This window comes from Bacteroidia bacterium (assembly GCA_041391665.1).
Lineage (GTDB): Bacteria > Bacteroidota > Bacteroidia > J057 > J057 > JAGQVA01.
The window spans coordinates 519,433-532,326 of sequence record JAWKNO010000003.1; the positions used below are offsets into that span (position 1 = coordinate 519,433).

A 12,894-nucleotide genomic window follows, 5' to 3' on the forward strand; every position below is an offset into this window, starting at 1 on the left:
CTTAAACAATAAAGGCTGTCTTTAAAAAGACAGCCTTTATTGTTGTTATCAGATAAAAAAGAATTTCAGGAAACCAATGGTTGCGCAGAAAAGCTCTCAGAGAGTTTGGAAGAAATCATTTCTTTTCCTTTAAAGAGTTCCTCCGAATTGTCGAGGATAACCAGTCTCGTAGAATCGCTCAAGAAGATTTTTACAAAATCGGTACTTCCTTTGGCTCTGGATAGAAATGATTTCAACTCATCATCGGTAGCATCCAAAAGTCTTTTTATTGGACCTCTGTGCTTCATACGATCAAATGCAATAGTTTCATCTGTCTGAATAAACAATACCGTATCAGGCAGAGGGATCATTTCCAGGTATTTTTTGACTTTAGACAGGTTGGGGTCCTTGTCCACAGAAACAAAAAGATTTAGTACTTTTTGGCAAAACCCTTCGTCAAGCAGCAGGTATGCATCCGGAGGCATGATTTCTTCAGCGAGCTGATAAATAGCTCCTAAGCTCAAAAACCAGCGAATACTATTTCTCCGAATCTTTTCATTCACACCATTTTTGGCGGAGGTTTTTAACACATATGCTACCAGATCGGGATATTTTTGAATAAACTTCTCTGTATAAAAACTTTCAGTATGGTTAAACTGAAAGAAAACCTTTACCAGCGCTCTTTTAACAATAGATGGGAATTTTTGTGCAATCTGAAACTTACGATATCCTCCACAAACATGAAGAAGTCGTACGTCTCTTCGGCTAAATATGACATGGCCTTTCTCGGCCATAACAGTATTAATGAATGGAACAAGGGTCGTTTTTCCGCTTCCTGGCAGACCAAGAAATTCAATCAGTTTCATTAAAAATGAGTCAGGAAAATATTAAACTCCCACATACAATATTAACCAAATGTAAAGAAAATATGAACAATTTTCTACAAAATATGAAATTAAACGTACATTTTTTTCAGATTTTGTAGTTCTGGAAGCGTTAAGGAAAATCAGGCATATTTCAAATACAAGAAATATCCACGGAAATATTTATAACAAGCTCCATATTCGTCTTTTCACATCCAGGATTACTTCGTTTTGATCCCTTACTGTGTCAATCACCTCACAGAAGTCGGCCTTTTTCTCAATAAAAGTATCTATGGCTCCGATCTTTTCGCGGATCATGATCCGGTTTTTTTCGAGGCTGTGTTCGGGTTTACGGCGCACACTTTCTTCTTCCGTGACATACATCAGAAACAGGTGATCAGGATTACCTATTTTTTTGAGATATTTTCGTTCGAGTTTCCCCCACCATGTATTTTCAGGCAAACGTGGACCATCGATCGGCTTTGGCATTTCCCAAAAAGCAGTCAGTGGATAGCGGTCAAAAATGATGATATATCCCTGATTTTTCAGTTGGTTGGCCTGGATAAACAATTGATATTTAAAGCGGGCGATATTTACCCTTTGTAATCCCACTGCGGCCCGTTTGATCGCCTTAATTTTGGTCGCTCCGGCAAATTTAATGAGTTGTAACAATATTCGATTGGTTCTGTTCTTACGGGGTAAACCCATATACAGCCGTTTCACGGAGAGTTTGTCTGAAAGCCACGACTCGATCGTCGAAACAGTCGAAGATTTGCCCGAACCATCACAACCAATAAAACTCAGCATATATCCGCCGCCACCTACCCAGGTTACGGAAGATTTTGCTGCTGACTCATTAATTTGCACCTGTTTCCCGACACTCGATTTAGCGAAACGGGTATAGCTGCTGATTCCTTTAAGAATTTCCTTCCGTAAGCTAAGAAAATCCTTCATCAGCCTCCCCTTCCGGTAACTTTCCACAAAGTTTTCATACACCGGGTGGTCTCCAAACCAATCATGAATACACTTTTTAAATAATTCAGGGTTAACAATCTTCAACAGATAGTCCAGCTCCTTTGTGATCATTTTGGGGAAAATATCTCGTCCCAATAGCCTTTTGACATGATTTTTAATCGTAAGATCTGTCTTAAGGGCAATTCTGGTGATAAAAATGATGAGTTCCTGCTCCGGGATAATGGTGCGTAAAGGATAAATTTCATCATCGATAGACGCATCCAATACAGAAGTCCCAAACGGTAAGACAATATTTTTCCTAAACTTTTTCCCAATAATCAGATCGTAATGAATATGAAAATGGTGAATATTACCCGTCATCTCATCCCAACCGATATAGTCTTCCATTCCGGGGTAAATTTTATTCGCAGTGCCCAACCTTCGTTTAAATCCGGCTTCATTCAGCACATGATACAACTGACTGGCATCCTTTCGATCTACCAATAGATCAAAATCTGTTTGCCCCTGAAATGACTCTTTCAGGCGTACCGTACTTTTCCAGTGGCAATAATTGACACGGGATTCTTTAAGAGCGTCAAATACTTCGCTGACTGATTGCATTAGGTGAATATCTATATTTAAAGGTGAAGCCGTAGGATATAAATCAAAGACATAATAACAATACGGAAATATTGATAATCTATCGTTAACAGTAAAATAACGGATAATTTACACCGGCAACTGTTTATTATGCTATGGGTTGTTTTCAACTGCTGAAAATAATGCTCAGACTGCAAGGAATCCAGTCATTTTCTGCTACTCCCCGACATGTATAAAATTCACGGTTCCAGCATTATATTTACTGGATGAAAATGATATCCCTCGAGTATGGCAGCAGTCTGTTGGAAATTGCTGTGCCTGTTCAAACTGAGATCGCCGGTATGCAACATGCGCCGGCTCCGCTAATTGGCGCGGATGTGATTCCTCATGCCCTTCGCCATCCATATAACTCCCTGGCTCTGGTTGATATAGCCGCACAAAAAATTGCGGCTAAGCCGCAAGCCAAGGCAGTTATTGTCGTTTCCGACAATACGCGACCGGTTCCATACAAGGGAGAAAACGGATTGATGCCGCATATACTCCGTGCCCTGATACAGGGCGGATTTCGGGAAAGCGACATCCTCGTACTTATTGGCGCAGGCTCACATCGCAATATGCTTGAGCCCGAAATTGAAGAAATGCTCGGTTTGCACGCCTCGGGATTTCAGGAGGTATCCGTGCTCAACCATGAGTACGAGATCGATGAGCAATTGACATATCTGGGAGAAACCCGGCAGGGATCACGGGTAATGCTCAACCGTTTGTATATGGAAGCCGACCTGAAAATCGTAACCGGGCTGGTAGAAAGTCATTTTATGGCAGGGGCTTCAGGCGGCAGAAAAGGCATTTGTCCGGGGATTGTGGGGAAAGAAACACTCAACATCTTCCATGGGGCAAAGTTTCTAAGTTCGGCACAGGCAGCAGATATGGTGCTGGAAGGCAACCCTTTACACGATGAATCGCTGGAAATAGCCTTGATGGCGGGATGTGATTTTCTGGTAAATGCCACCATTGATGCAGAGAAAAGACTGACAGGGGTTTTTGCCGGAAACCTGCAAACGGCGCACCAGGCGGCAGTACAAAAAATCAGGAGTTATGTGATGGTACCGCTTCCACACAGATATGATATTGTCATTATTCCAGCAGGGTTTGTCGGTGTCAATCATTACCAGACCGCAAAAGCTGCGATAGAAGCAGCCCGGGCCGTAAAACAGGGAGGGCAGATTATTCTGGTGGCCAGACATACCGACCCCGACCCAGTCGGCGGAGAAGGCTATAAAACATCTCTTAAGATGCTTCAGGCAACCGGAAGGCAAAAGTTTATGTCCATGATTATGGCTCCCGACTGGAAACTCATCCAGGAACAATGGCAGGTGCAAATGTGGTGCAAAGTTTTTGACGTGCTGGAAAATGAAAAAAATCTTCTGTACTGTGCGCTGGAAATTCCGGAAAAAGATTACGAATACCTCCCCGGCACGCCTTGTATTTCGATGATTTCCAGAGATAAAAACGACCGCCCGGAAGTAGTCATGCGGGCTATGGTAGAAAAAGCAGTGGAATACGCATGTAGGATGAGTGATAAAAATCATCCTTCTATTCTTCTATTAAAAGATGGCCCATACGGTATTCCAGAGGTCATTAGTTAGTTGTTTTGCGATGTCTATTATCAAAGTTCACCTTTGTCTTATGCTAATCTGCGTATAATTCTATATCTTGCATCCGGTATCCTTACCAACTTACTCTAACACACGACAATATGAATCCAAGAGTTAAATTTGTTCCTCCAGTTACAGAACAGAAGCGTTTTTTCCATGTATTGAGAAAAAGAGTAGATGATTATTTCCTTGAAGGCAACATAACGCCCCACGCCAACGCTACCATGGTCATCAAAACCTTGTCCATGTTTGCAATGTATTTGATTCCTTATGCCCTCATTTTGACCCTCAATATCCCTCTCTGGCAAATGTGGATTTTGACAGCAATTATGGGTGTGGGACTGGCAGGAATCGGGCTTTCAGTTATGCATGACGCCAATCATGGCGCCTATTCCGCAAACAAATATATCAACCAGATCCTCGGTTTTACCCTCGACCTCATTGGAGGCAGCTCTACTAACTGGAAAGTACAGCACAATATCCTCCACCATACCTATACAAATATCCCCGGTATGGACGAAGATATCAGAGAACGGGTGATCATCCGTCTTTCCCCCGAAGCAAAAAGATATAAAATCCATTGGTTTCAGCATTATTATGCAGTATTCTTCTATGGCTTTATGACTTTCACATGGGTAGCCTATAAAGATGTCATGCAGTTTATCCAATACAGCAAAACCGATATGATCAAAAACCGCGGTATGGAGCTGTTTAAACTGATTGCTACCAAAATTATCTACTATAGCTATATTGCAGTTATTCCTTTAATGGTTCTTGACATTACCTGGTGGCAGTTCCTGATCGGTTTTGTTACCATGCACTATATCGCAGGTATGATCCTTGCCGTTATTTTTCAAATGGCACACGTAGTCGAAGAAACTTCCATGCCTACACCTACCGAGCATGGTACAATCGAAAATCTCTGGGCTATTCACCAATTGGAAACTACCGCCAATTTTTCAAATGGCAACCGTATTCTCAACTGGTATGCCGGTGGATTGAATTTCCAGATTGAACACCACCTCTTCCCCAAAATATGCCATGTGCATTACACGGAGATTTCCAAAATTGTAAAAAAGACAGCGGAAGAGTTTGGAGTGCCTTATTATCAGAAAAAAGACCTGAAAGAAGCGATGGAATCACATCTTCGCCTGCTCAAACAACTGGGCAGAAACGAACATGCACCTGCCATTCACGCACATTGATACCTAACACCGGGGATTTTCTAAATCCTTCGGATATCAATCATATAAAAAAAGAGGCTGACAAAAATGTCAGCCTCTTTTTTTATGTACTAGTTGATTTTTTTTCTGACTATGCTTCCAATGGAGGAATGCGCAGAACCTGACCTGGGTAGATCAAATCCGGATCTTTCAGCATCGGCTTATTTGCCTCAAAAATCACCGGGTATTTCATCGCATTGCCGTAGTGTGCTTTAGCAATTTTGGAAAGACTATCTCCTTTTACAACAGTATAAAATACAGATTCTGGTTCCGGAGTTTCTACCAACTCTACTTTGATTTGGTCATCGACAGTAGCGATACCTTCGATATTGCCAACAGCAAGGATTAGTTTTTCTTTGTCTGTCTGGGTTTTTGCAAAGCCGTTCAGGGTAACGGTGTCATCATCTTCTCCGGAAAATGCAATAGAGAGGTCTTCAATACCAAGACCAAATTTGGCTACGAATTCTTTAATGACGGCTTCTTTTTTAGCGATCGCTTCTTCGCGCTTTTGTGCATCGGTTTTCAAGCCTAGCAGACTTGCACCTGCATTTTTAACAAAACTAAAAAGTCCCATGTTTGATTTGTATAAGTTATGGTTTAAGAATAAATTGATTATGTACTTCTGACAGGCGCAAATAATAAAGGTCACTTTAAAAAAACAAAATTGTCGCCCTATTATTTTCGCGGGGGAAAAATATTATTCAAATGTAAAATAATTCTCCCCCAAAACCTTGTCCAGTGTATCTATTAAAAACGAAACATTACCTGCATGAAAGGGCATCGGTGGTTTGATTTTAATAACATTATGAAAGGGCCCGTCAGTACTCATCAAAATACCCAACTGTCGCATGCAGTTGGCAAGATACCGGGTCTGATCCGGAGCGGGTGTAAGTAATTCCCTGTCTTTGACCAGTTCAAACCCCTGAAACAACCCGACACCGCGCACATCGCCGATTATGGCATGCTTCTGCTGCAGTTCGAGCAAGCCCTTGCGCAGCAATGTGCCCATTTGAAAGGCATGATGTTGCAGCGCTTCATCTTTGATTACAGCCAGGACCTCCCTGCCAATGGCGCAGGAGACCGGGTTCCCGCCGAAAGTATTGAAATATTCCATGCCGTTGGCAAAAGCTTCTGCGACGGCACGTGTACACACGACCGCACCCAGCGGATGTCCATTGCCAATCGGCTTACCCATTGTCACGATGTCGGGCACTACCCCTTGCAGCTCAAATCCCCAGAATTTTTCCCCTACCCTGCCAAAACCTACCTGCACCTCATCTGCAATACAGACGCCTCCGGCAGCTCTTACTTTTTGGTACGCTGCGGCCAGGTAACCTTCAGGTAACATTACCTGTCCCCCACAGCTCAGGATGCTCTCATGAATAAAACCGGCAGGTTTTTTCCCCGCCTCCGCCAACTGGCGGAGTATCACATCCACATGGCCTGCATATTTTCCGCCGGTACCTTCTCCCCGGTACAGACCGCGGTAATTGTCCGGAATCGGCAATACATGTATCCATTCAGGGGCTCCCTTTCCGCCTTTTCCGTCAAATTTGTATGAGCTGATATCAATACAGGCATTGGTATTGCCATGATACCCTACTTCCACTACGAGCATATCGCGGTTTCCGCCAATCGCCCGGGCCATACGCAACGCCAGCTCATTGGCCTCACTTCCCGAATTTACGAAATGAACGACTTCCAGAGACGGCGGCAAGGTCGCCAGCAGTTCTTCTGCATAACGCACAATCGCTTCGTGAAGATAGCGGGTATTGGTATTGAGCAATGCTGCCTGCTTTCGCCCTGCTGCAACAATGCGCGGATGCTGATGCCCTACGTGGGGCACGTTATTGACAGTGTCGAGATATCGACGGCCTTCGTGGTCATAAAGATATTGACCGTAACCCCTGACGATTTTCAGCGGGCGATCATAAGAGACACTCAGGCTCCGGCCCAAATGTCGATTCCTGACTTGCTGAATCTCCCGGGGTTTTGTTTCCGGGAAAGAACGGATATTCACACCTGCAAGCATCCCCGGATCGGGGCTGACAGATTTCCAGATTTCCCGCTGATGGGGATATGCTACGCCGGGAAAATCACCAGCCCGACCTAACAGGTCGAGGATGACCTGAAAATGCAGATGCGGCGGCCAGTTGCCATTCTCCGGGCGGGGACCGATTGTGCCCATCACCTCTCCGGCGGATACTTTTCGACCAGGCATCCAATCTTTCATGGAGTTTATACTCAAATGCCCATAAAGGGTAAAAAAAGTCGGCCCGTCCGGAGGATTGTGCTCCAATATCAATGTAGGCCCATAATCTCTCTCCTGAGCATTATTGGCAAAACTGTGGATCCTGCCTTCATATACAGCCATCACGGCCGTACCGGATGGCAAAAATATATCAAGTCCGAGATGAACAGTTCGCCATAAAGGACCTTCATTTCCGGTGGTCAGATAACTGTCAGTGGTGTAGAAAGGCCGTACTTCATCGTATTTGCCTATACCCGCAAGTCTTTGGGCATCTTCCAAAAGTCTTCGGATATGGCGATCAAACTGAGCAGAATCCTCAAATGTCGAATTATTGCCCAGTTCTTCACTTCCGACCCCAAGATCCAGAACATGTATATTCTCCGGCGACAGGTCAGCAGCGACCACGGGTGCAAAAGTATGTTTTTCGGCCCATCGCAAAAAAGGAGTTTGTTGCGGGCAAGGTGTATAGCCACAAGCATCCCGAAATGTATATTCAGCCAGGGCCGGGGAAATGATGCGTAGTTTTTCCAGCAGATCCCATGCAGGTTGTTCGCTGATTTGCAGATAAGTATTTTCCGGATGTGCCTGCCTGCTGATTGCGGCATTTGTAACCGAAATCATCAGTCTTGCAGCAATCAGAGGAAATAAAACGGAAAGTTCTGTTTCTGTGAGAGGAAATGCCGAGTGAAAGCCCTTTACAAGGTCAGCTACAGCAGAAAGCGGATCAGGTTTACCCATCAGTGCATAGGCTGCCGCAATGGCTGGTTCATATACCGTTTTAGTATAAACCATATCCCCAAAATCGATCAGACTGATCACTTCTGAGGGGAAGGTATGTGAAACGAGAATATTATAGTCGTTGGCATCGTTGTGATTGACACTTTCGCGAAGTTGGGGGAGCAAGGGAAGAACAGCCGTTTTGTACAGATTCAAAAAATAGTCTATCATTTCCCGCTGTTGCGGCAGGCGAAAAATATCCTTATGCGGCTCAATCCAGCGCACATTGGCCAGGTCCCATTTATACCATCTGTGGGCGGAAGCATGATCAAAGCCCTGGAGGGAGGAGATCAGTGAGCCGCAGGCTGTTCCGAGGCTTTGGATCAGATCGGAAGAATGAGGATTTACCTTTGCCCAAACATTTCCTTCTACCCAGGTGAGCAATCTTACCAGTCGCTCATTTCCCGCCTCATCTGCTATTCGGGAAATATACTCCCCCCCGAGATTGGGTATAACAACCGGCAATTTCAGCCCGCAGGGGTGAGTTTCGAGATGTAACATCGCCTGATTCTGCATATCCAGATCAGTCCATGCTTCCCCTACATGCGAAACTTTGAGAATAAAGGAAAGATGGTTTGAGGTGCGAACAAAATAGTTGAGATCCAGTTCTCCGGGAAGGGGTTTGACCGAAACAGGCTGGATATCAAAAAGCTGGTCCAAAAGGGTTTGAGGAGATAACGTGTGCATGTATTGAATTTGAATGAAATACAAAGGCAAAGAAAATGATCATAACATTCAAAGTATCAGGATTTTTTTATTTTTTAGATGTTTCGTTAAATAGCGTCCCATGACACGAGTATGTAGATATCGCTTCTTCAGAGAGGTGTTTGTTTCTTTTTTGGTCTCGCTGGTATTTATGGGAAATCTACTGGCTCAGGTATCAGAAGATACCCACGGTTATATTATTTCCTATTCGGGAGACACTACTTTTGGGCAGATTTCTCCCGGGAACTATTTCCGCGATCAGAAGCGCATTCGATTTACGGATGTTTATGGGGTAAAAACCATTTATCATTCTGATCGGATTGCCGGTTTTGGTTATGGGGGAAAACATTATATCGCGAAACCTACCCCATATTATTTTGCAGGGTTATTCAGCGACAGTACGATTTTCCTGTTGAGGAGAATTCAAGGGCCGGCATCGCTCTACCGTTTTTACAAACAGCGATCACTTTTCACCCTTCAGAAAGGACCGTCATACTTCGAATTGGTTGAAAAACCAGATGGCAAGCTATATGAGGTAAGCCTTGCGTTTAAATGGAAACGCGTAGCTACAGTTTTTGCAGATTACCCGGAGCTGGCCAGGGAAATAGAAACTGGCCTCTACAAACCGGAGGAATTAGACAAGATCATTGATACTTATAATCAGTGGTACAATCAACGATAAATGGCACGCAGAGCCATAAGTTTTGGCACGCAGATGACGCTGATTTGTATGATATTCGCAGAAAAAGAATCAGCGGAAATCGGCGTCATCTGCGTAATCAGCGTGCTATCGCATTTGCGCAAAACATGATCTCAAGAAGCTGCGCCTTCAGCCAGCTTTGCAAGTACTTTTTCAGGTTTGCGGTGAGCTTGGCACGCAGATGACGCTGATTTGTATGATATTCGCAGAAAAAGAATCAGCGAAAATCGGCGTCATCTGCGTTATCAGCGTGCTATCGCATTTGCGCAAAACATGATCTCAAGAAGCTGCGCCTTCAGCCAGCTTTGCAAGTACTTTTTCAGGTTTGCGGTGAGCGCGGATCAGCTCTACGATAGCCTGGGCGCTCAAAGAAGTAATACCGGGGATAGGTAGTAAACCGAAAATTTTATAGCCGCGTTTCAGTTTCAGCCGGGTGCCGGCGAGCAGGGAGGATATCCCATATTCAACAATTTCATCGAGGATCAGAGAAGCGCCAAAAAAGGAAATGATCACAGGCGTCTCGAAAAAGAATATGGCAATATCAATCCCTGCAGAAGCCAGGATCAGCAGCCAAAGACGGCGGCGGTGAGTACGAAGGATTTGCTGGGAGCTGGCGGAGTTTTCAGTTTCCATATAAGTTACTTTTGATGCAAATAAACTGAGCCTGACTTATCTTTCAAATTTATGTATATTTGGCCATCGCAAAACACGACAACCAGCATTCACAGACAGCAGTGATTGAATTATGCTAAAGGCTGAAAATATTTATAAATCATACGGACAGGTTTCTGTACTAAAAGGCGTTGATATTTCTCTGGAAGAAGGCGAAGTCGTAGCGCTTATCGGCGCTTCGGGTGCCGGGAAAAGCACGCTGCTTCAGATTCTCGGTACGTTGGATAATCCAGATTCGGGCAAAGTGTTTTTTCAAAACAAAGAGATCACACAAATGAACGAAAAACAAAAGGCGCAGTTTCGCAATCAGTCCCTGGGGTTTGTTTTTCAGTTTCACCATTTGCTTCCGGAGTTTAGTGCGCTCGAAAATGTGTGTATGCCGGCATTTATTTTGGGAAGTCCCCGCACGGCGGTTATTGCAAGAGCCGAGAAACTGCTGAGTCAGCTGGGGCTGGAAAATCGTTTTCACCACAAACCTGGCCAACTTTCCGGCGGAGAACAGCAGCGGGTCTCTATTGCCCGAAGTCTGATTAATGAACCCCGGATGATCCTTGCAGATGAACCAACCGGGAATCTGGATACTCACAACAGTGAAGAACTTTACCGAATCATTTTTGACCTTGCCCAATCTACGGGTGTCGCTTTTATGATTGCTACCCACAATCTCGGACTGGCAGAAAAAGCCAACCGCACCTGCCATATCAGAGATGGGTTAATGGTTAATGGTTAATGGTTAATGGTTAATTGCTAATAGCTAATAGCCAACGGCCAATCGCCAATCGCCAACAGCCAACAGCCATTAGTCATCAAGCAACTGAAGCGTATCCTTTTCTTTAAGCTGATGGATGATAATCGTATCAGACATCAGGCGGTTGAGTGGAAAAACCACCAAACGGTCTCCGATATCAATGGTAAAAGATACATTGTCGAGTTTGACAATTGTGCCTTTATAACCTTCCAATTCTATGATCTGCCCCACCTCGAAGTTGTTTTTGGTATAAAAAGAAGTGAGGATACTGGAAAGCACGTTGCGGGCAGCAAAGCCATAGGCAATGGCGAAGGCGAGAATAATTCCCCCAAGAATGATAGAAAAGTTGGAGGTAATCACCGACGTATCTATTCCTGCCTGACTGAGGGCCGTTACAGAGACAATCAGAAGGAGCAGGTAAAAAAGCCCTGAGCTGATAAATTTCCATGCGGGAATGCCCAGCGATTTGCAGGTATTGCCGACTACGGTTTTGACTGCATCAGAAATATAAAACCCAATTGCGAGAATAATCAGAGCCGTTACCAATTGGGGAATATAATCAATCAGGCCGCTGATCTGTTGGGTGAGGATATCGAGCCCCAGCGTCTCGGTAGCACTTAGGATAAAAATGAGCAAAATCATCCAGTAGAGAAATCCTTTGATGATTCCGACAGGTTTAATGGTGAGGTTCATTTCGCGGAAGGAATCAGTTGTATTGAGCTTTTCAGCCAGGCGGTCAATACCAATGCGGGTCAGGAGTTTTCCGATTAACCCAGAGATAATTTTCGCCAGTATCCAACCAATCAGCAATAGAAAGATGGCGCCTACAAGCCGAGGGAAAGCCATAATCATTTGCTCCAGTACAGTTTTAAAAGCGTTTTGAATAATTTCTAGCAGTGACGACATAACAACAATTTATTTCAAACAGGTCTTATCAATTATTCCTTACCCTGATTTTCTGAATCAGAGGTTTTAGTTTCCCATGGCAATAGCGCCTGAGGTTGGGGGGTAGTGGGACTGATCAGCATATGGACAGAGGAGCCGGCTTTGGATACAAACAGATCGATAATATCCATGATCATTTTTGTCGCATACAGATTTCCCATTGTCTGCTCTTTCACGGATTCAGGCAATTCACTTTCCGGGTCGAGATTTTTAAACGGGTTGCTCATACATTTTCTTCACGTTTTTCCATTTCTTTCACAATTACCTGCACGCGCTGACGGGCACGGGCAAGGCGCATCTTCACAGCACTTTCGGAAACATCAAACACATCCATCAGCTCTTTGATGGAAATATCATCCTGATATTTCATCAACAAAATCACTTTATCGTCGGGAGCAATATGTTCCAGCGCAATTTTGAGTTGTTCCACCCGAAGGTGCAGCAATTCATCTTCATCGTCACTCACATCATAGACCTCTGGACCTTCATCGATATCCACTGTTCCATATTTGGTCTGTTTTCGGTAGTATTCCACACAAAAGTTATAAGTAATGGAGTACAACCAGGTTGAAAACCGACTTTTTCCTTTAAACTTCGACAATTGAGTAAACACCTTGATAAGAATCTCCTGGACCATATCCTGAGCGATATCCTCATCTTTGACGAAGCTTAGACATTTGCGATAAACCTTGTTAGAGTATTTGTCATATAGAATGCCAAACAGGTCGGTCTTACCTGTCTGTACAATCGCTTCTATCAGCGATTCATCCGAAAGCTGTTTAACATTTTTTGTCAATCGTGCGAATTCTGTAGGCTGCATTC

Annotated in this window: 12 protein-coding genes; 4 read left to right on the forward strand and 8 right to left on the reverse strand. The window is 44.1% G+C overall.

Annotated features, from left to right (window positions below; all coding sequences use genetic code 11):
• Nucleotides 1–65: 65 nt before the first annotated feature.
• The gene (locus R3D00_24870) at nt 66–845 is read right to left on the reverse strand and encodes a hypothetical protein (GenBank protein ID MEZ4776432.1); all 780 of its coding nucleotides are present in this window, start codon (nt 843–845) and stop codon (nt 66–68) included.
• A gap of 180 nt (nt 846–1,025) precedes the next feature.
• Nucleotides 1,026–2,417, reverse strand: a complete 1,392-nt coding sequence (locus R3D00_24875) for a hypothetical protein (protein ID MEZ4776433.1) — start codon at nt 2,415–2,417, stop codon at nt 1,026–1,028.
• Between the two features lie 245 nt (nt 2,418–2,662).
• Here R3D00_24875 and larA point away from each other — a divergent pair, with 245 nt between their 5' ends.
• The gene (gene larA / locus R3D00_24880; GenBank protein ID MEZ4776434.1) at nt 2,663–4,042 is read left to right on the forward strand and encodes a nickel-dependent lactate racemase; all 1,380 of its coding nucleotides are present in this window, start codon (nt 2,663–2,665) and stop codon (nt 4,040–4,042) included.
• Nucleotides 4,043–4,152: 110 nt separating this feature from the next.
• Nucleotides 4,153–5,256 (forward strand): acyl-CoA desaturase, encoded by a 1,104-nt coding sequence (locus R3D00_24885; GenBank protein MEZ4776435.1) that lies wholly within the window; start codon nt 4,153–4,155, stop codon nt 5,254–5,256.
• A 109-nt stretch (nt 5,257–5,365) separates the two neighbouring features.
• On the opposite strand, the gene lysM is transcribed toward R3D00_24885, so the two are convergent.
• Nucleotides 5,366–5,848: a peptidoglycan-binding protein LysM gene (gene lysM / locus R3D00_24890; protein ID MEZ4776436.1), complete on the reverse strand. Its 483-nt coding sequence runs from the start codon at nt 5,846–5,848 to the stop codon at nt 5,366–5,368.
• Between the two features lie 123 nt (nt 5,849–5,971).
• The gene (locus tag R3D00_24895) at nt 5,972–8,989 is read right to left on the reverse strand and encodes an aminotransferase class III-fold pyridoxal phosphate-dependent enzyme (GenBank protein MEZ4776437.1); all 3,018 of its coding nucleotides are present in this window, start codon (nt 8,987–8,989) and stop codon (nt 5,972–5,974) included.
• 100 nt (nt 8,990–9,089) lie between these two features.
• Between R3D00_24895 and R3D00_24900 the strand changes: the two genes are divergently transcribed.
• Nucleotides 9,090–9,689, forward strand: coding sequence for a hypothetical protein (locus R3D00_24900; protein MEZ4776438.1), 600 nt, complete (start codon nt 9,090–9,092; stop codon nt 9,687–9,689).
• Between the two features lie 297 nt (nt 9,690–9,986).
• Here R3D00_24900 and R3D00_24905 read toward each other — a convergent pair whose 3' ends face one another.
• Nucleotides 9,987–10,340, reverse strand: a complete 354-nt coding sequence (locus tag R3D00_24905) for a hypothetical protein (GenBank protein ID MEZ4776439.1) — start codon at nt 10,338–10,340, stop codon at nt 9,987–9,989.
• A gap of 112 nt (nt 10,341–10,452) precedes the next feature.
• Here R3D00_24905 and R3D00_24910 point away from each other — a divergent pair, with 112 nt between their 5' ends.
• Complete coding sequence (locus R3D00_24910) at nt 10,453–11,109, forward strand: ABC transporter ATP-binding protein (protein ID MEZ4776440.1); 657 nt, start codon at nt 10,453–10,455, stop codon at nt 11,107–11,109.
• A 69-nt stretch (nt 11,110–11,178) separates the two neighbouring features.
• On the opposite strand, the gene R3D00_24915 is transcribed toward R3D00_24910, so the two are convergent.
• From R3D00_24915 to R3D00_24925, 3 genes are read right to left on the reverse strand one after another with little or no spacing between them, the layout of a single operon-like run.
• Complete coding sequence (locus R3D00_24915) at nt 11,179–12,033, reverse strand: hypothetical protein (GenBank protein MEZ4776441.1); 855 nt, start codon at nt 12,031–12,033, stop codon at nt 11,179–11,181.
• Nucleotides 12,034–12,065: 32 nt separating this feature from the next.
• Nucleotides 12,066–12,299, reverse strand: a complete 234-nt coding sequence (locus R3D00_24920) for a hypothetical protein (GenBank protein ID MEZ4776442.1) — start codon at nt 12,297–12,299, stop codon at nt 12,066–12,068.
• The gene (locus tag R3D00_24925; GenBank protein ID MEZ4776443.1) at nt 12,296–12,868 is read right to left on the reverse strand and encodes an RNA polymerase sigma factor; all 573 of its coding nucleotides are present in this window, start codon (nt 12,866–12,868) and stop codon (nt 12,296–12,298) included. The genes R3D00_24920 and R3D00_24925 overlap by 4 nt, the downstream gene beginning before the upstream one ends.
• Between the last annotated feature and the right edge of the window lie 26 nt (nt 12,869–12,894).